At 52.9% G+C, this 18248-nt stretch carries 16 protein-coding genes; 9 read left to right on the top strand and 7 right to left on the bottom strand.

Going from position 1 to position 18248, the window contains the following annotated elements:
- Positions 1-163 precede the first annotated feature (163 nt).
- The 3 genes from JRF57_00560 to JRF57_00570 all read left to right on the top strand — a co-directional run bounded on the left by JRF57_00560 (position 164) and on the right by JRF57_00570 (position 3346).
- The gene (locus tag JRF57_00560; protein MBW2302181.1) at positions 164-1429 is read left to right on the top strand and encodes a P-loop NTPase; all 1266 of its coding nucleotides are present in this window, start codon (positions 164-166) and stop codon (positions 1427-1429) included.
- A 196-nt stretch (positions 1430-1625) separates the two neighbouring features.
- Positions 1626-2462 (top strand): ATP-binding protein, encoded by an 837-nt coding sequence (locus tag JRF57_00565; protein MBW2302182.1) that lies wholly within the window; start codon positions 1626-1628, stop codon positions 2460-2462.
- Positions 2463-2479: 17 nt separating this feature from the next.
- Positions 2480-3346 (top strand): 4Fe-4S binding protein, encoded by an 867-nt coding sequence (locus JRF57_00570; GenBank protein MBW2302183.1) that lies wholly within the window; start codon positions 2480-2482, stop codon positions 3344-3346.
- Between the two features lie 14 nt (positions 3347-3360).
- On the opposite strand, the gene JRF57_00575 is transcribed toward JRF57_00570, so the two are convergent.
- From JRF57_00575 to JRF57_00590, 4 genes are all read right to left on the bottom strand, one after another.
- On the bottom strand, positions 3361-3699 hold the full coding sequence (locus JRF57_00575) for a ferredoxin:thioredoxin reductase (protein ID MBW2302184.1): 339 nt from the start codon (positions 3697-3699) through the stop codon (positions 3361-3363).
- Entirely contained in the window at positions 3696-3950 is a 255-nt protein-coding gene (locus tag JRF57_00580; GenBank protein ID MBW2302185.1) for a glutaredoxin family protein, read from the bottom strand. The genes JRF57_00575 and JRF57_00580 overlap by 4 nt, the downstream gene beginning before the upstream one ends.
- A gap of 23 nt (positions 3951-3973) precedes the next feature.
- A complete protein-coding gene (locus JRF57_00585; GenBank protein MBW2302186.1) occupies positions 3974-5359 on the bottom strand; it encodes a hydroxylamine oxidase in 1386 nt (461 codons plus the stop codon).
- A gap of 103 nt (positions 5360-5462) precedes the next feature.
- Positions 5463-6173 carry a HEAT repeat domain-containing protein gene (locus JRF57_00590; protein MBW2302187.1) on the bottom strand — a complete coding sequence of 237 codons (711 nt, stop codon included), beginning with the start codon at positions 6171-6173 and terminating at the stop codon, positions 5463-5465.
- 1107 nt (positions 6174-7280) lie between these two features.
- Here JRF57_00590 and JRF57_00595 point away from each other — a divergent pair.
- Positions 7281-7946, top strand: coding sequence for an SPOR domain-containing protein (locus tag JRF57_00595; protein ID MBW2302188.1), 666 nt, complete (start codon positions 7281-7283; stop codon positions 7944-7946).
- Positions 7947-8033: 87 nt separating this feature from the next.
- Here JRF57_00595 and JRF57_00600 read toward each other — a convergent pair whose 3' ends face one another.
- Entirely contained in the window at positions 8034-8933 is a 900-nt protein-coding gene (locus tag JRF57_00600) for a hypothetical protein (GenBank protein MBW2302189.1), read from the bottom strand.
- 419 nt (positions 8934-9352) lie between these two features.
- Here JRF57_00600 and surE point away from each other — a divergent pair, with 419 nt between their 5' ends.
- Entirely contained in the window at positions 9353-10138 is a 786-nt protein-coding gene (gene surE, locus JRF57_00605; GenBank protein ID MBW2302190.1) for a 5'/3'-nucleotidase SurE, read from the top strand.
- A gap of 130 nt (positions 10139-10268) precedes the next feature.
- Here surE and nifJ read toward each other — a convergent pair whose 3' ends face one another.
- Positions 10269-13793 (bottom strand): pyruvate:ferredoxin (flavodoxin) oxidoreductase, encoded by a 3525-nt coding sequence (nifJ, locus tag JRF57_00610; GenBank protein ID MBW2302191.1) that lies wholly within the window; start codon positions 13791-13793, stop codon positions 10269-10271.
- 921 nt (positions 13794-14714) lie between these two features.
- Here nifJ and JRF57_00615 point away from each other — a divergent pair.
- Entirely contained in the window at positions 14715-15170 is a 456-nt protein-coding gene (locus JRF57_00615) for an NUDIX hydrolase (GenBank protein MBW2302192.1), read from the top strand.
- A gap of 20 nt (positions 15171-15190) precedes the next feature.
- Here JRF57_00615 and lepB read toward each other — a convergent pair whose 3' ends face one another.
- Positions 15191-15826 (bottom strand): signal peptidase I, encoded by a 636-nt coding sequence (gene lepB, locus JRF57_00620; protein ID MBW2302193.1) that lies wholly within the window; start codon positions 15824-15826, stop codon positions 15191-15193.
- Positions 15827-16303: 477 nt separating this feature from the next.
- Between lepB and JRF57_00625 the strand changes: the two genes are divergently transcribed.
- From JRF57_00625 to JRF57_00635, 3 genes are read left to right on the top strand one after another with little or no spacing between them, the layout of a single operon-like run.
- The gene (locus tag JRF57_00625) at positions 16304-16549 is read left to right on the top strand and encodes a helix-turn-helix domain-containing protein (protein ID MBW2302194.1); all 246 of its coding nucleotides are present in this window, start codon (positions 16304-16306) and stop codon (positions 16547-16549) included.
- 12 nt (positions 16550-16561) lie between these two features.
- On the top strand, positions 16562-17644 hold the full coding sequence (gene pilM, locus JRF57_00630; GenBank protein ID MBW2302195.1) for a type IV pilus assembly protein PilM: 1083 nt from the start codon (positions 16562-16564) through the stop codon (positions 17642-17644).
- A complete protein-coding gene (locus JRF57_00635) occupies positions 17641-18240 on the top strand; it encodes a PilN domain-containing protein (GenBank protein ID MBW2302196.1) in 600 nt (199 codons plus the stop codon). The genes pilM and JRF57_00635 overlap by 4 nt, the downstream gene beginning before the upstream one ends.
- Positions 18241-18248 lie beyond the last annotated feature (8 nt).

The raw sequence follows: 18248 nt of genomic DNA on the forward strand, positions 1-18248 counted from the left end.
TTAAAATTTGAGTCTGACCTGTCTGCCGTGCCTGCCTGCCCCTTGGAATGGCAGATAGGCCCGGCACAGGCAGGCGCAGAGATTGGGCAAAAGGGGGCGTTTTTCAAAGGTCTCTAGACAATCAAACCTGGAGTTACCGATAAAACAGGAGGTTTTAGAAACAATGACCCAGCAAAATCACGAACCGGGAAGCTGCGGCGGAAGTTGCGGGACCCGGGAGGACAAGCATGAGATACAGAATGCTGAAATCAAACAAACCTTGTCCCATATCAAAAACAAAATACTTGTCATGAGCGGAAAGGGGGGGGTAGGTAAAAGCAGTGTCGCCGCTTACCTCTCAATTCACCTCGCCGAGATGGGGTATCGGGTGGGTCTCATGGATGTGGATCTTCACGGCCCGAGTATCCCCAGGTTGCTCAACCTCAAAGGAATGATCCGGCCCGCTCCCCAGGAAGGGAAGATCCTTCCCTTGGAGACCCTTCCGAATCTACACGTCATTTCCATCGAACCTTTGATGGGTGAAAACAAGGATGCGGCGACCATCTGGAGGGGGCCCCTCAAGATCGGCGTCATCCGCCAGTTCATCTCGGATGTGCAATGGCCCGACCTGGACTATCTCATCGTGGACTCCCCCCCGGGGACCGGAGACGAACCTTTGACCATCGCCCAAACCATACCCGATGCCAAAGCCCTGATCGTAACCACCCCCCAGGAGATCTCTTTGGCCGATGTCCGTAAATCCATAAACTTCTGCCGACAGGTAAAGATGTCCATTCTCGGGTTGGTCGAAAACATGAGCGGATTACGATGTCCCCACTGCGGCGAAAAAATCTATCTTTTCTCATCCCAAGGGGGAGAAGAACTGGCAAAGAGGGAGCAATTACCCCTACTGGCCAGTCTACCGATCGATCCCGAGTTCGTCCGGTACGGCGATAGGGGAGACCTGATCGAATATCGGAACGAGAAAGCCCCCTTCAACCTGGAATTCAAAGAAATGGCAAAGAAAATCGCTGCTGATCACACGGCGGGAGAGGAACGTGAAATAAAACCCCCGAAAAAGGAGGAAACGAATAAGATGAACGAATCGGCTGACAAACTCAGGTTTGCAATCCCTCTGGCGGCTGGAAAACTCTGCGCCCATTTCGGGCATTGCGAGCAATTCGCCCTGATCGACACGGAAAACGGTGAAATCAAGGGAAAAACCCTGGAGACTCCTCCCCCCCATGAACCGGGTGTGTTGCCGCGATGGCTCCATGAGATTGGTGCTGATGTGATCATCGCAGGCGGCATGGGAGCAAGGGCCCAGCAACTCTTCCAGGAAAACGGCATCAAGGTCGTGATTGGGGCCCCCTCCGAAACACCCGAAACCCTGGTGGGGCAATACCTCTCCGATTCCCTGATCACCGGGGCCAACATCTGCGACCACTGACGCAGCATTGGCAAGGGATCCCGACCGTAGGCATCCATACCCTATCAAGGGGACCGGGAATAGGGAGCCTTGGTGCCGGCCTCTTTTTGTCGGGCTCAACCGGGAATCCCTTGGTGGCAGGATCCAGGTCGATCTCATCTTGAGCGGTTCTCCGGTACCGGAGTGCCGCCAGAAAACAAAGGGAGGAGAATCCAAGGTGATTATCAGTATTGCCAGCGGGAAGGGAGGGACCGGAAAGACCACGGTGGCGACCAATCTGGCCCTGTCCCTGGATCCCCCTGTGCGGGTGCTTGACTGTGACGTGGAGGAGCCGAACGCCCATCTCTTCCTAAAACCACGGTTTGAGGCATCCCATACCGTTACCACCCCCGTTCCATCCGTAGACGAAGGGAAATGCAGTCTTTGCGGGAAGTGCGGGGAAATCTGCCAGTTCAAGGCTATCCTGGTGATCGGCCAAACCGTGCTGACCTTTCCCGAGATGTGCCACAGTTGCGGTGGATGCGTGGAGGTGTGCCCGGAAAAGGCCATTACGGAGACCGGGAGAGAACTGGGGATCATCGAGGAAGGGCGGCGGGACGGCGTTGAGTTCGTCCACGGGCGTTTGAAGGTTGGAGAGGCCATGGCCCCTCCCCTCATCCGGAAGGTGCGGGCTTACGAGAAAGCCGATGGCCTGACCATCATCGATGCCCCGCCGGGTACTTCCTGCCCGGTAATCACATCCATGAAGCAAACGGATTTCGTGATCCTCGTGACCGAACCCACCCCCTTCGGGCTCCATGATCTCGAACTGGCCGTGGGTGCGGTCGAAACCCTCGGGATTCCCTGCGGCTTGGTCATCAACCGTTCGGACCTGGGCGATGACAGGGTGAGGGAATTCGCCCGCACGAAACAGATCCCCCTGCTCATGGAAATACCCTTTGATCGGGGTATCGCCGAGGCCTACTCCAGGGGTATCCCCTTTGTAGAAGAGCGTCCCGAATGGAAGGAGAAATTCAGGGCCCTTTATCAATCGATTCAAAAAATCGTCCACTGACGGGAGATGGAGCAGAAATGAAGGAACTGGTCGTGATCAGCGGAAAGGGGGGAACCGGAAAGACAAGCCTGATCGGCGCCTTCGCTTACCTGGCCGAGAACAAGGTGCTGTGTGACGCCGACGTGGATGCCGCAGACCTGCACCTGCTCACGAAGCCGGAAATCATGGAACACCACGATTTTCAGGGAGGCAGCCTCGCGAAAATCAACAGGGAGAAGTGCACCGAGTGCGGCCTTTGCAGAGAACTATGCCGGTGGGAAGCCATAAGCGAGGAGTTCCAGGTTGACCCGCTGGAATGTGAGGGATGCGGGGTATGCGTCTACTTCTGCCCGGAAAAGGCCATCGATTTCCCGCTTAGTACCAACGGAGAATGGTATCTCTCAGAGACCCGGTTCGGTCCCATGGTCCATGCGAGACTGGGCATAGCGGAGGAAAACTCGGGGAAACTCGTGACCCTGGTACGGCAGGAGGCCAAAAAACTCGCCGAAAAGGATCACCGTGACTTGATCCTCACGGACGGCCCCCCGGGGGTCGGATGCCCCGTCATCGCCTCAATCGGCGGGGCCACTGCCGTTCTGATCGTATCGGAACCCACGGTTTCAGGGATGCACGACATGGAGCGGGTGGCGGACCTGGCTGCTTTTTTCAAGGTACCGGCCCTGCTCTGCGTCAACAAGGCTGACCTCAATCCCGAAAAGGCCCGCGCCATCGAGGAACACGCAGAGGCTAAGGGCGTCACGATTCTGGGCAGAATTCCCTTCGACCCGTTGTTCACCCATGCCATGGTCCAGGGGAAAACCCTGTTTGAACTGGATGGGGCCTCCCGGACGGGTGAAACCGTGCGAACGATCTGGGAAGACCTGCTCAGGACCTTGAACCGCTGAGGGCCGCACTGTCCTCATGCCCAGCCGACTTTCTCGGGCGGCCTCCTCTCGGGAACGTATACATGGGGGATTCCACCCTCGTTCCATTCACGGGATACATACAGATTGCAATAACAGCTCCCGTATTCCCTCACATCCTGCTCCCGGTAGCGGCAGGGACAGATGATGTCCGTATCCTTCGCCCGATCGCCCGAAGCCAGCCTGCAGGGACAACTCATATAGCCGTAGCGGTCTTTGTTCAACAGGAGCGCCTCCAGGAGATCGAAAACCCGCTCCCGGTCGTTATTGAAGAAATAACCTTCAGGCTCCTGCAACTTTCTGAGTCTCTGGTATAGTTCTTCCACCTTGTTCATAATCCCAGGGCCTCTCTGATTTCATTCTCCCTGAAGCCCACGATGACCTTGTCTCCAATAATGATCGTGGGAAAGGAGCAGTTGGGATTCAACTTCCGCACTTCTTCCAGGATCGCCTCCCGTTCCTTCCCCTCGAGGAGATCGACGTCCGTGAATTCGTACTCGACCCTGCAGTCATCCATGAATTTCTTTGTGGCCTTGCAATGGCTGCAAGTACTGAGGGTATACATCTTCACCTTTTTGTCTGCCATTCCGTTCATCTCCTTTTCCGCAGTCACTCTTTCTGCTCCATGAGGTCGTTGAACCTCTCCATCATTTCATGGATATTCCGGGACAGGTGCCAACGTCCTCCTGAAAATACACCGTAATCAGCTCCGGCCATGGCCGAGGCATACCTCGTAGAATTTGCGAAAAAGAGCCATTGCTCCACCCACTTCTTCTCGATGACCTCGTTGAAGATCCCGTCCCCTTGGGCCAATCCCCCGGCTACTCCCTCCTCCCAGGCGTTCATGAGGATTCGGGTGGCGGTCCTGGTTATCTCGTTGGTGGTCCGAATGGTGTTTTCCAATCTGGCGAAATGCCCCTTCACCCATCCGGTGGCGTGACAGGACAAGCAGATCCGCTCCATCCGCTCCTGCCTGGCCTCCATCGTTCGGGTGTCGATAAGCCCTTTGGAGACAGGCTCTCCGGTGAGTTCCGTGGGCAAGGGCAAGTCCAGGCGATTTCGTAACACGGTGGTGTCGGGAGACCTGGGTTGAGGGTGGGCGTAAATCAGGCCCAGGATCCGCCATGCCAGGCGATCGTTCATCCGGTGGGTCCGCCCGGCAATTACGTTTCCATCCTCGTCCGCGATCCCGCTCACGTGGCAGGCGGCGCAGGTCGGCGCCGTGAAGTCCCTTCCCACCACCCAGGGAACAGCATCGAAGTTCCAGGTTTTCCCGAGAGCACAATAGGTGTTCCCGTGCTTACTCACGTTGTAAACCTTATAGGCCGGGACATCCGGACCTTTGTGGCACTCTGAACAGGTATGGGGTTTTCGGGCCATTTCTATAGAGAAGGTGTGCCGTGTATGACAAGCGCTGCAGGCCCCTTTGCTGCCGTCGGGATTCACCCGGCCGACCCCCTGGGAAGGCCATCCCTGGAGGACCGGGAACGTCATCTCCCCCATTTCCGTTTCCCTGGTCTCCTTCCCCTCCACGAGCACCTTTGTCCCGTGGCAATAAAGGCAGGAATCGGCCTCTGTCCCCAGATCGGGCCTCCCGGTGACAATCTCCACCCCCTTCAGCGTATGGGGCCCGTTAACTGAATCCGACAAGCTACGGTAGATGGAGTTCTCCCGGAGATTCCCGTAGGCCCGGGACATCAGGTTTTCCCTGAACTGTGACATCTCCACGGGGTGGCAGGTGGCACAATCCGTCGGGGTCACCACGACATGGACCCGGTGGCCGTTGTGTTCGAAGGTGTCCTTGTGGGTTTCCGGGTGAAGGGTATGGCATTCCGCGCACCCAACCACGACCCGGCCCAGGGCCTCGGGGACTCCCTTGAAAGAGACCCTCCGCTCTTCTTCGGGTAAGGCCACGGCACACCTGCCGGGGTCATCCGGGCCATCCGGCTCCTTTCCCAGGCCCTGACTATCCCTGGATGGATTGCAGTGTGACATTCCAGGCACTCTTGTGTCCTGTCGCTTACCCGTGCACCAGCCATTGAAGGAGCCGGGCAAAGCGCAGTCAGAAACAAAGCCATAAAAAAGGCCATGCCTTTAATCATACGGCCTCCAACCCTTTCAGGGCCTGGGCGGCCACTTCCCGCACCTTCCTGGTTTGAAGGCGCTGCCCCTCGTAAAGCCGAAATTCTGAATCATCCCCTGTGAGACGCTCCAGGTGGGATCGGACTTTCGGAAACGGGACCATTCCGGCGACCCATGCCGCATGCCCTCGCACCCCGGCATCGGGGGATTCGAAATAGCGGAACAGATGCGGTTCAAGGGACTGGATATGTTCGGGCCTCACTTGGGCCAGCCTCCCAATTCCCCAAAGGAGTCCCCGCTGGAGCATGTCATATTCCAGGTAATTCCCTTTCTCATCTGCATAGGAGAGCAGGATAGGGGAAAACTCCTCGGCCAGGACGTCGACTCGGGCAAGGATCTCTCCCATCACCTCCGGTAATCCCCAGCCGATCCCCCCCGACTCATCGTTCAGGTTCCACATTATACGGCGCAGGATGATTCGGGCCCCTTCAATATCCAGCTCCGCAAGACGCGCCACCACGGCCCCCGAGGCGGTCACGGCGGCCCAACGGATATCCGGGTCCTTGTGATTGAGGAGGGAGAAAAGAGGGTTGATCACTCGCTTGGGCGGGAATCCGTAAAGTTCCTCGACGGCTCTATCAATCTCCAGGGTGTGCAGAAGATCGAAGACCTGCCTTTTCAGGGCGCGCCCCCCTGCTCTTAGGGGTTTCGGTAGAGTATCCGTCAAGGGAAAAATCCTTCTGCATGGTTCCGGGCCTAACCCCGTTACCGGTTTGTCTCTCGGAATTATTATTGGCTCGATCCTCGATTCCAAGACCCAACAATTAATATCATCTTTCCTTAGATCCCGATTCTCACTCGAACCCCGGATCCCCAGGATCCCTGGACCCTGACTTATACAAGGGTCTGAGGGGCCAAGGGGTCAAGTGAAAAGCATTGAGGCGGGCTTATATCAGGGTCTATGGAGCCCCACGGGTAAACCCGTAGTTACTCGCCTTAGGCTTTAGGAGACATCTCGCCGTAGCACAACAATTGTTCGCACATTCATTCAAGGCCAAACCCGCGATCTTCTGCAAATGCGGACAATAATCACTCGGCCACTTGAATCCTTGGATCCTTGAACCCTGTTATAAAAACGATCCGATTAAAGTCTTCGCCTGAAGGCCCAAGGCTCTCCCATTCCCAGATCGGGGCATTAATATAGTATCATAGGTTTCGGGTCAGTCCGATGTCAAGAAAGACGGGCCCATCTTCGGGTCGGACCGCTACGCTCAGGCCGGGCTTCCCGAATCTTCAGGCAAAATCCATTCGAATGATTGATTTCCCTTCTCAGTCGCGCTACATTTGGAGATAGTCTTGGGGCGAGAATCCCACCCCAGGCTCAGGGACAACGGACCGCTCTATACATCGCCGTAGACAGCAAATTTTTCCCTAAACTGAGGGTTTCAAAATTTTGATGAGATTCTTTTATTTAGATATGTCAAAAGAGTACATGGTAGTGTCCTATAAGGTATCATAACCTGTAAGGTCAAGGGCATGCCATATGTATCTTTTTCAAATCATCAAATTTTGAAACCCTTCGGGATTTCCGATTTTACAGGATCTGCTGCGTTGCCTGCCTGTGCGGTGCCTGTCTGCCGTCCCAACGGGACAGGTACGTCTCATTCCTGAATCCTCGCGCGCTTTGCACTTGTCTGCCTCAGGCAGGTCTCCTGAAAACTCGAAAATCGCTCAATTTAGGTTTTCTGTAAACGGGCCGTTTTTTACCCCAGGGAAAAGTTCTTTGCGGCTGCATATTTTCCGGCGGATTACCAAAAGGAGGGGGTGGTTTATCTTGCCTTTACCTCCCAATAGACGATTTGCTCTCTCTTCCACGTCCACATTCAACCTCCCGGCCGTTGTGCTGGTGTCAGCGCTCCTTCTGCTTCTACCTGCAAGGGCATCCTATCCGGAAGGGAAATATTTTTCCATCCAGGTGGGCGCCTATCATGAGGAGAAAGGTGCGAAGCGCATGGTCGCTGATCTCCGGCGGCTGGGACACGATGCCTTTTACCGAGAAGAAACCGGACGGGGAGGTGTCAAGTTTTACAGGGTGTACATCGAGCGATTCAGGAGCAGGAGGGAGGCCCTGAGGGAAGGCAGGATTTTAAAGAACCTCGGGCTTATCGCCGACTTCACGGTGAAGGCCCCTGAAGATCATGCTCCTCTGCGGGCTTCCCCCGGGAAAGACATGGACAGGGTCACCTTTCTCCATGTCGGCTCCTTCATGGAGAAAGAAAACGCCGAAAGGATGGTAAGCCTGTTGGTCTCCGAAGGGGTCAAAGCCGTTTGGGTTCCGGAGATCGTATCAGGCAAAAGGTGGTACCGTGTCTATATCGGTAAATTCCGAAATGAGAAGGAAGCACGGAAGGAAGGAGAATACCTCAAGAAAAAAGGCGTAATCGGCTACTTCAAGCCCCTCACAATAGACAAAAAGGTCCTCGCCAAGGACACTCAGTAATCCTGCACAGTTGCATTCCCTTTCCAGAGTTGCCCTTTCCTGGTTCGAGAAGGCTCTTCACGAAAACTTGTGGGTTTAAAAATGTCTTTACCTCCGCTTAAGGTAAAAGGTGGTCAGTTCGTCCAACTTGGTGAGGTATTCCTTCTGAAAAAGAAATCCGGGATAAAAACTCATCTCCTCTTTCAAGGGGGCGATGTATGGAAAGACATCTACTCCGTAATTGTTGATTCCTTTCTTATCAGCTTCATGAATAATCAGGAGTGAGTAATAACTGACCAGGATCCTGACTGCGGAAGGCCTCCGGAACAGATAGGCCCTTCCACCGATCGTATTCAAGAAAAAACCGGCGTATTTGTAAAGAACCCCCAAGGAGGGTCTGATTCCTTTGGGATCCGGGCAACGGTTTCCAAGCATGAGCCAACGATAGAAGAGATCCAGGTTCATCTCCAGGGTGTCTCCTTCGTTCCTCATGATTTCCTTGATCAACCGGAGATCCTCTTTGTCGAGAACCCGGAAAAAGTGAAAGATATTTTTCGCCAGGGTTATCGAATCGATCCCTTCACCGGCCGGGATAGGTGGGCTGGCGGAAAGCCTTTTGAGGATCCGCCGAAAACGCGTATAGGAAGATATACCTTCCCCTAAGTGCTGGACATATGGTCGCTCGTCAAGGTACTTAAAAAATTCACGTACGTCCCTTTCGATTTCTTCACAACGTTCTTCCCGTGTGCCAAGGACCCCTTCCACAGAAGATTCATTTTCCAATCGGCCCTGGGAAGTCTCCGCACTCTCTACTATCGGCGCCTTGACCTCGCCTTTGGAAGCAGGCGATACTCCGGATTCCGAAGAGGAAACCATGTTTTCGAATCCCCTGCCCTTTTCATTCAAGGCCCTCTGAAATCCCAGGTAGTAAGCCCCGAAAATTGCGGCCAAGACCAGAACGAGGAGGAGCAGCCGCGACCAAATGGACCCGATCTTTTTCTTCCTCATTTTGACTCCTGTCATCTCAAGCAATGAATAAAACGGCGTGGGGAGAAGACACGGCCCCGTGGCAACATTGCCCTGAGACCCTTGCAAAACGCCTGACTTTGCCCAATCTCAGCGCCTCCCTGTCCGTGCCCGCCTGCAGACAGGTCAACCTCAAACCGGGAATCCTCCCGGAAGGTGAGGGGTATAAGCCTTACGGACCGGGAGGAGACCTTTGAAAAACGCCCTCTCGGGTTTCGAACCAACACCAAAGTCACACTGGACCTCCTTTCCCGTAAACCGCAGGCCGCTGATAGGTTTATACTGCAGATCCCGTCGAGAAGCAACGAAAACCACGGAGACCCAGGATCCGGCGGAAGAAAAGGCCTTCAAACTTTCCCTTCCGAATGATATGAAGAGGTATCCCTCGAGAAGGAAAAGAATTGAGAATCCTCTTGACCAACGACGACGGCATCTATGCCCCGGGATTGAAGGCCCTATACGATGAACTGAGTTCGGAGCACGAAATCCATATCGTTGCTCCGGAATCCGAGAGAAGCGCTGTGGGGCATGCCATCACCCTTACCAGGCCCCTGAGGGTCAAGCCGGTTTCAAGGAACGGCATGTTCTACGGTTATGCCGTCTCCGGGACCCCGGCAGACTGTGTCAAGATCGCGCTGCAAGAAATCCTGAACAACCCTCCCGACATGGTCCTTTCAGGTATTAACCTGGGCGCCAATGTCGGTGTCAATGTGCTTTATTCCGGTACCGTCTCTGCAGCCACCGAAGGGGCTTTTCTCGGAATCCGTTCGGCGGCCATTTCCCTTGCCACCAGGGAGAATCCCGATTTTCGGTTCGCCGCCCGCTTCAGCCGGGAGATCATCCGTTTCGCCTTTGAAAACGAATTATCTCAGGGAGTCGCGCTTAACGTCAACATACCAGCCCTTCCTCCCGAAAAAATCGAGGGGGTCGTTATTACAAGGCAGGGAATAGGGAGACACCTGGAGAGATTTGAACGTCGTGTCGACCCCAGAGGAAATATCTATTATTGGCTTTCGGAAGAGACCCCCATCACCAACAATGCAATAGATACGGATGCCCGGCTCCTCAGAGAAAACCGAATCACTATCACACCAATAAGCTACGACCTTACCTCACACCAGGAACTTGAGAGGCTGAAGGCTTGCGCTCCCCCATCCCTTCATTCCCGGGATGCAGGTAAAGAATAGAAGATCTCTCTCCAAAAAGAAGCCCCCGAAGCGGGTCGATCCCGCAACAGAGGCTTCCGAATATCTACAGATCCCGCCAGGGTTCCGGCAGGGGCATCTCCCAGGGGAGCCCCCTGCCGGAAGAACGGGATCATTCCTCCTGACCGGCCATTTTCCTGTAACGCTCGTAACGCTCTCGCATGTCTTCTTCTGCCAGCTTGAACAGCCTTTCCGCCTCATCCGGAAAGGTCCGGGTCAGGCTGGAATACCTCACTTCTCCCATGAGAAAGGCCTTGAAATCCCCTTTCGGCTCCTTGGAATCCAGGATGAAGGGGTTCTTTCCCTGGGCCTTAAGCCTGGGATCAAAACGGTAGAGCGGCCAATACCCGGCCTCCACAGCCTTCTTTCCCTCTTCCTGGCTCAAACCCATGTTGATGCCGTGGTTGATGCAGGGGGCGTAGGCGATGATGAGGGAAGGTCCTTTGTAGCTCTCGGCCTCGATGAGGGCCTTAAGGAGTTGGTTCTTGTTGGCTCCCATGCACACCGAGGCTACATAAACATAGCCGTAAGTCGCCGCCATGAGACCGAGTTCCTTTTTCCGGGTCGGCTTTCCCTTGGCCGCGAATTTGGCCACGGAACCCAACGGGGTCGATTTGGAAGACTGGCCTCCCGTATTGGAATATACCTCGGTATCCAGTACCAGGACGTTGACATCGTGATTCATGGCCAGTACATGATCCAGGCCCCCGTAGCCGATATCGTAAGCCCAGCCGTCCCCTCCGAAAACCCAGATGGATTTTTTGGTCAGGTAGTCACTCCTATCCAGAATTTCGAGAAGCAATTCGATGGTCCGCCCTTCGGTCTTGATGAATTCCTCCTGGATCAAGTCCACGATGCGGCGTCCGAAATCCTTTGACTGCTCTCCGTCGTCAAAATGATCCAGCCAGCCCTGAAAGGCGTCCTTCAATTCCTTCGAGACATCCGTCTCCAAGGCTTCGCGAACGAGATCAGCCAGCTTCTCCCTTCTCTGGCTTACGCCCAGTTCCATCCCGAAGCCGTATTCCGCGTTGTCCTCGAAAAGGGAATTGGCCCAGGCCGGACCATGACCTTCTTCATTCACGCAGTAAGGGCACACGGGAGCCGTTCCCCCGTATATGGAAGAACAGCCGGTGGCATTGGCGATAAGCATGCGGTCACCGAAGAGCTGGGTGATCAACTTGATATAAGGGGTTTCACCGCACCCCGCGCAGGCACCGGAAAATTCAAAGAGGGGCCGCCGAAACTGGCTCCCCTTCACTGAGGTGGCCGGCATCACGTCTCCGAGGTCCGGGAGATCCATGGAGAAGACATGATTCGGAACTTGGGTCTCGGTCTGGGTCTCGAGGGGTTTCATGACCAAGGCCTTGGTCTTGGCGGGGCAGACATGGGCGCAGTTTCCGCACCCGGTGCAGTCCAGGGGGCTCACCTGGATCCTGAAACGAAGGCCCTTCAACTCCTTTCCCTTCGCCTCAAGGGTGACAAAACCCTCGGGCGCCCCTTCCAGGTCTTCTTCCCTGGCCAGGACCGGACGGATCACCGCGTGAGGACAGACGAAAGCACACTGGTTGCATTGGATGCAGTGCTCGGGCTGCCATTCGGGTATATTGATAGCGATTCCCCTCTTTTCGTACTGGGTGGTCGCCGTGGGGAAGATCCCGTCAGGAGGCAAAGCGCTCACCGGCAGTTTATCCCCCTTCATGGCAAGCATGGGGCGCATGACCTCTCTTACGAAATCCGGCTCATCCCTCTCCATATAAGCTTCCTGTCCGGCCGTGAGCCAAGTCTCGGGGACATCGATCTTTTCAAGGGACCCAAGGGCCCGGTCCACGGCCTCGATATTCATTTGGACGATCTTTTCACCCTTCTTACCGTAAGTCTTTTTGATGGCTTCCTTGATGTGATCGATGGCTTCCTCGGGCGGAATCACATTGGCGATTTTGAAAAAAGAGGCCTGCATGATCATGTTGATTCGCCCCCCAAGTCCAATCTCCTGGGCGATCTTGACTGCATCGATGTTATAGAAATTGATCTTTTTCTGGGCGATTGTCCTCTTCATGGAGTCAGGTAGATTCTTTTCAAGTTCCTCCAGGTTCCAGGGGGAGTTAAGCAGGAAGGATCCTCCCTCACGGATTCCATCAAGGATGTCGTACTGCTTGACAAAGGCTGGGTTATGGCAGGCAATGAAGTCGGCATGGGTCAACAGATAAGAAGAACGAATCCGGTGGGGAGAGAATCGCAGATGACTCATGGTGATTCCACCGGATTTCTTCGCGTCATAGGCAAAATAGGCCTGGGCGTACATATCGGTGTTTTCACCAATGATCTTTATGCCGTCCTTGTTGGCGCCGACAGTTCCGTCCGAGCCGAGTCCCCAGAATTTACACCGGACCGTGCCCTCGGGTTCCGATTCAAACTCATCGGTCACTTCCAGAGAGGTGTGGGAAACATCATCCACGATACCCACCGTGAAGTGGTTCTTCGGGGCTGTTGAGCGAAGATTATCCAGAACGGCCTTTACCATGGCGGGTGTAAAATCCTTGCTTCCGAGTCCGTACCGCCCGCCAACAACGAGGGGTTGATCATCCCTTTCCTTGAAAATCGTGCATACATCCTGGTACAAGGGTTCCCCAAGGCTCCCGGGGGCCTTGGTGCGGTCCAGGACCGCAATCCTTCGGGCCGTGGCGGGCAGGGCCCTGAGAAAGTGTTCCCTAGAGAAGGGCAGATACAACCTTACTTTGACAAGCCCAACTTTTTCGCCCTGTTGCGTCAAATAGTTGACGGTCTCCTCGGCAACATCACAACTGGAGGCCATGGTAACCAGCACCCGATCCGCTTCCGGATCTCCCACATAGTCAAAAAGGCCGTAAGATCGACCCGTCAAGTCGCCCACTTTCTCCATTTCTTCCTGGACGATGTAAGGGATCCTTTCATAGTAGGGATTGGATGCCTCCCTGCTTTGGAAGAAGATATCCGGATTCTGATTAGTCCCCCTGAGTTGAGGGTACTCGGGATTCATGCACCGGCTCCTGAAATCTTCAATGGCTTCCCAATCGACAAGACCCGCCATGTCCTCGTAATCGATCATCTCTATCTTCTGGATCTCCATGGAAGTCCGGAATCCGTCGAAGAAGTGAACAAAGGGCAGACTTGCACGAATACTGGCCAGGTGTGCTACCAGGGCCAAATCCATGACTTCCTGGACCGAAGCGGAGGCAAGGAGGGAAAACCCTGTTTGCCGGACTGCGTTGATATCGGAATGGTCTCCGAAGATGCTGAGGGCATGGCTTGCAATGGCCCTTGCCGAGACGTGAAAGACGGCGGGCATGATTTCACCCGCAATCTTGTACATATTGGGAATCATAAGCAAAAGGCCCTGGGAGGCCGTAAAGGTCGTCGAAAGGGCGCCTGCCGCCAAAGCTCCGTGAACAGCGCCCGCGGCACCGGCCTCGGATTGCATTTCAACTACCTTCAAAACCTGCCCGAAGATATTTTTCCGTCCATGGGCGGCCCATTCATCGCAGTATTCTCCCATACTGCTGGATGGCGTGATCGGGTAGATCGCCGCCACGTCGCTCAAGGCATAGGCCACATGGGCGGCGGCTTCGTTTCCTTCTATGGTCTTCATTTTCCCTGTCATAATCCAATTTCCTTTCTTTGAGTTCCGGTTTCACAACTTCGTTATTCTTCACTGAAACGACAAGAGACTCGGGGTGTCCGGTCTCCCGCCCGATTCCAGGGGTTGCCCTGAGGGTAAATCATAAAACCGGGCATCCTGCTTCATCACCCGGTCAGGGTGAATACTGAATACGAAAAAACAGGCGCCCGAAGCAAAATCCCTTCTTGCCCGGGGCCTAAAGGGTATCATGTCGGGAGAGCTGAAGAGATTATTAGGTCACAGATGAGAGGGCAGGACCAGGATTATTTCATCACCCGCATAGTAAAAAGGACCGCATGACCCGATGTAACCGGCACAAAAATCTCCAATTCCCCGAAGTTCCACTAAACGAAAAATTTTGCCCCACTAGCTCTGGCCTGTCAACACCTTTTGCACTTCTCAACGTCCGGTGCTTGAAGGAGGAGGCAACCTTTGTCCCGGACCGACCTTCCTCCTTTACTTGCCACAATACGGAAAAACATGATAGGAAACGGTCATAACTTTTACCTAGTGTCCATCCATAAATGGCCCTTTTACCCAATCTCTGCGTCAGGCTCAGATTTTAATCCTCGAAATAGTTTAATGTATTCCTGTGGTTAAAATCTTCGCCTTCCTTGACGTTGAACAAAATTGCCTATTTATGGATGGACACTACCTAAATTGAGCGATTTCCGAGTTTTTAGGAGACCTGCCTGAGGCAGGCAAACCCGCTAAACGGCTGGCGGGCAACTGCAAGGTGCGCGAGCCGCGCCAAACAACCGGCGGGCATGCCCTTGACCTTACAGGTTTGATACCTTATCGGGACACTACTATGTACCCTTTTGATACATCTAAATAAAAGGATCTCATCAAAATTTTGAAATGCTCAGTTTAGGTTTTATTATCAAGACCTTGGGAATGATCATGAAAAGGGAATATCCCTCTCACCCAGTGGTTGGTGTGGCAGGGGTCATCTTTCAAGGGCCAAGGGTACTCCTGGCCAAAAGGAGTAAGGATCCCGGCAAAGGGACATGGAGTCTCCCCGGGGGAGGTGTCGAACTCGGTGAAACCCTGGAAGAGGCCCTGAAGCGTGAGATCCTCGAAGAAACAGCCCTTGAAATCCGAATCGGGGGTTTGGTCAGGGTCCTAGATAGAATCATGCGTGATGAAAAGGGTGCGGTTCGGTTTCACTATGTCTTGGTGGATTACTGGGGCTGGGTTCGGGGGGGAAGCCCGCGGGCGGGTTCGGACGCAAGCCAGATCCGCTTCGTGGACGTGACGGAACTCGACGTCCTCGACATCCATAAAGAGGTGAAGGACACGATTTTCCAGGCCATAAAAAAGAGAAACACAGGAAGAGGAGATCGTGTGGAAAATTAATGGCCGTTTATAGATGGGCACTAATGAATCAAATGAAGAAATCTATTCCAGTGGGGCCATGACCAGTAAACGATGAAGGCCTTTCCCTTGATGTCCCTTTCCGGAACAAATCCCCAGAACCGGCTGTCATTACTGTTATCACGATTGTCACCCATTACGAAGTAATGCCCTGGAGGAACAGTGACCGGTCCATATCCTGGCCTTTCACCTTGTCCTTCTTTGATGGCGTAATAGCCATGCTCATCTTTTATAGGTTTCCCATCGATCAGGATACGAGTTCCTTCGATCTTCACCGTTTCTCCGGGAAGGCCTATAACCCTTTTTATAAAATCCATGCTCCTGTCTTTTGGGAAAATAAACACAATCACGTCATTTCTCTTAGGCTTGCTTACAGGGATGATCGTTGTGCGGAGCAAGGGGAGCTTCACCCCATAAATAAACTTGTTGACAAGGATACGGTCTCCCACCAGGAGCGTGGGCTTCATGGAACCGGATGGGATCTTGAAAGGCTGGACCACGAAAGTCCGAATAAGCAGTGCGAGCAAAACAGCGATTGCCGCCGCCTCGAAATATTCCCTGAAAGTACTCTTCTTTTTGATAGGACGACTGTCTCTGGGTCTTTCCAATGCCACACTCCCAAGGTAGTGCCCATCCATAAACAGCCCTTCTCCGGGTCAAACTCAAACCGGGGGCCTGCCAGAAGGGTAGGGAGGCCGCCAGGCGTGGAGAAATTTTAATCCTCGAAATACTTCAGTCTGTTCCTGCGAATAAAAATTTCCTGCTTTATGGATGGACATGAGGTAGTAAAACTTTTTATCCAGCGAAAAACATGAAAAGTCTTCGAAACACTCTGCAGGCCTGACCAAAAAACCGCAAAGCCGAAGGCGAGGGTGAATATAATCGCTATACACAAACATTGTAAAGAAAAATTTCATGCATCCCCAAAAAAATAGCCTGATCAGGCCTATCCGCGGCCGTATTGGCATAGATTTAGCATTAAAAATGGAAAATTCCACAAAAAATCCGGACAAACATTACCCAAATATACACTTTTATATATAAATTATATAAAATAGAGTTAATTTATAAAAAATATCTTGACAAAATTGCACACTTATTCAAAAATAACTCAAATGGAAGAAAGTATTAGCAGTCGAATTTACCCTTTGGAGGGAGCATTGGGCAGGAACAGAGTGAAAGAACTCAGAGAGAGGCTCTTGATGAGCAAGGCGGAATTGGCCAGAAAGGCGGGGGTTTCTCCTCTAACCATAGACCGGATAGAGAAGGGGAAGAATTGCCGGATGGAAACCAGGAGAAAGGTTATCCTGGCCCTCGGATATGACCTCTCCGACAAGGACAAGATCTTTCCCGAACCGTAAGAAGGAACCACAATGCCTATCTCCAAGCGCAATCAGCTCATCGGCCTTGACATCGGATCCCACTCCATCAAGCTGGTCGAGATCGACCACACCAAGAAGGGCATGGTCCTGAAAAACTTCGGTGTGATCGGCCTGCCCGAGGACGCCATATCAGAAGGCACGATCAAGGAAATGGAGATCGTGGCCTCCTCCATCAAGACCCTGTATAAAAATTTAAAAATCAAAAATAAAAATGTAGCCACCTCTATTTCCGGTTATTCCGTGATCGTGAAGAGAATCAGTATTCCCAAGAGGGAAGAAACGGAACTGGAATCCACAATACAGGACGAGGCGGAACAATACATTCCTTTTGATATCAACGATGTCAACCTCGATTATGACATCCTGTCGGTTTCTGAGGAATCCCCTGAAGACAAAGAAGAGGGTGAAAAAGGCGACCTCATGGACATAATGCTGGTGGCTGCCAAGAAAGACATTGTAGATGACTATGTGGGCCTCCTTCACTTGGCTGGATTAAATCCCGCCGTGCTCGATGTGGACGCTTTCTCCCTTCAAAACGCCTTCGAGGCGAGTTACGAGGACATCACGGGTTGTTATGCCATCGTGAATGTCGGAGCTGAAGAATTGGGAATCAATGCCATTAAGGACGGCATTTCTCTCTTTACCAGGGATTCCTCTTATGGAGGCTTTCAGATCAATCAGGCCATTATGGAGAAATTTGATGTCACGTACGAAGAAGCTGAAAGGATCAAATTAGGCGAGCAAAGAGAAGACCTTGACCTGGAGGCCTTAGAAGAAATATTTACATCAGTTACCGCCGAATGGGTTAGTGAAATAAAGCGCGCCCTTGATTTTCTCTCCACAACCTATCCGGACGAATCCATAGAAAAAATTTTTCTTTGCGGCGGTTCCTGTCGATTGCCGGGTTTTCGAAAATACTTGGCCATAGAAACTGAAATCCCCGTGGAGGAATTCAATCCCTTTGTCAATCTCAGCATCAAAGAAAAAAACTTCGATCCCAAATACCTGACTTACGTGGCTCCCCAAGCCGCCGTTGCAGTTGGTCTCGCGTTGAGGAGTGTGGGGGACAAATGATACGAATCAACCTGTTGCCCTTCAGGGCCGCCAGAAAAAGGGAAAATATCAAGAGACAGATCACGGTCTTCATCCTTTGCGTGGTCTTGGTCCTGTGCGGGTTCACCTATTTTTACCTGGGATTGAGGGGTGAAATATCGGATTTACAGAAAAAAAGGGACGGACTTCAGGCGGAGCTTTCAAAACACCAGGCCACCTTGAAGAAGATCACCCAACTTGAAAAGAAAACCAAAGAGCTGAAGCAGATGCTGAATGTCATCCGGGATCTGGAAAAGGCCAAGACCGGACCGGTCATGCTCCTCGACGAGATTGCATCTGCCGTGCCGAAAGGAAAATTGTTCCTCACTTCTCTCAAGGAATCCAAAGGGATTCTAACCCTTTCGGGGACGGCCATGGACAATGAAACCGTCGCCCTTTTCATGACCAGGCTGAAGGCAATGGATCACATCCTGGACGTGGACCTGAATACCACTCGCATGAAAGATCTCCCCAAGTACGGCCTGAGAGTCTCGGAATTCGAACTGAAATGTAAAACTTATATTTTTAAAGAAGAACAAAAAGTAGCGAAGAAAAGCAAAAGAAAAAGAAGAAAATAGAAAAGGCA

The organism is Deltaproteobacteria bacterium (assembly GCA_019310525.1).
GTDB lineage: Bacteria > Desulfobacterota > DSM-4660 > Desulfatiglandales > HGW-15 > JAFDEE01.

Coding starts and splice junctions, on each gene's coding strand:
- JRF57_00575 (MBW2302184.1), bottom strand. CDS start 3,699: ATGAACAAGGTGGAAGAACTATACCAGAGACTCAGAAAGTTGCAGGAG.
- pilM (MBW2302195.1), top strand. CDS start 16,562: ATGCCTATCTCCAAGCGCAATCAGCTCATCGGCCTTGACATCGGATCC.
- JRF57_00615 (MBW2302192.1), top strand. CDS start 14,715: ATGAAAAGGGAATATCCCTCTCACCCAGTGGTTGGTGTGGCAGGGGTC.
- lepB (MBW2302193.1), bottom strand. CDS start 15,826: ATGGATGGGCACTACCTTGGGAGTGTGGCATTGGAAAGACCCAGAGAC.
- JRF57_00625 (MBW2302194.1), top strand. CDS start 16,304: ATGGAAGAAAGTATTAGCAGTCGAATTTACCCTTTGGAGGGAGCATTG.
- JRF57_00580 (MBW2302185.1), bottom strand. CDS start 3,950: ATGGCAGACAAAAAGGTGAAGATGTATACCCTCAGTACTTGCAGCCAT.
- JRF57_00585 (MBW2302186.1), bottom strand. CDS start 5,359: ATGTCACACTGCAATCCATCCAGGGATAGTCAGGGCCTGGGAAAGGAG.
- JRF57_00600 (MBW2302189.1), bottom strand. CDS start 8,933: ATGAGGAAGAAAAAGATCGGGTCCATTTGGTCGCGGCTGCTCCTCCTC.
- nifJ (MBW2302191.1), bottom strand. CDS start 13,793: ATGACAGGGAAAATGAAGACCATAGAAGGAAACGAAGCCGCCGCCCAT.
- JRF57_00635 (MBW2302196.1), top strand. CDS start 17,641: ATGATACGAATCAACCTGTTGCCCTTCAGGGCCGCCAGAAAAAGGGAA.
- JRF57_00570 (MBW2302183.1), top strand. CDS start 2,480: ATGAAGGAACTGGTCGTGATCAGCGGAAAGGGGGGAACCGGAAAGACA.
- JRF57_00560 (MBW2302181.1), top strand. CDS start 164: ATGACCCAGCAAAATCACGAACCGGGAAGCTGCGGCGGAAGTTGCGGG.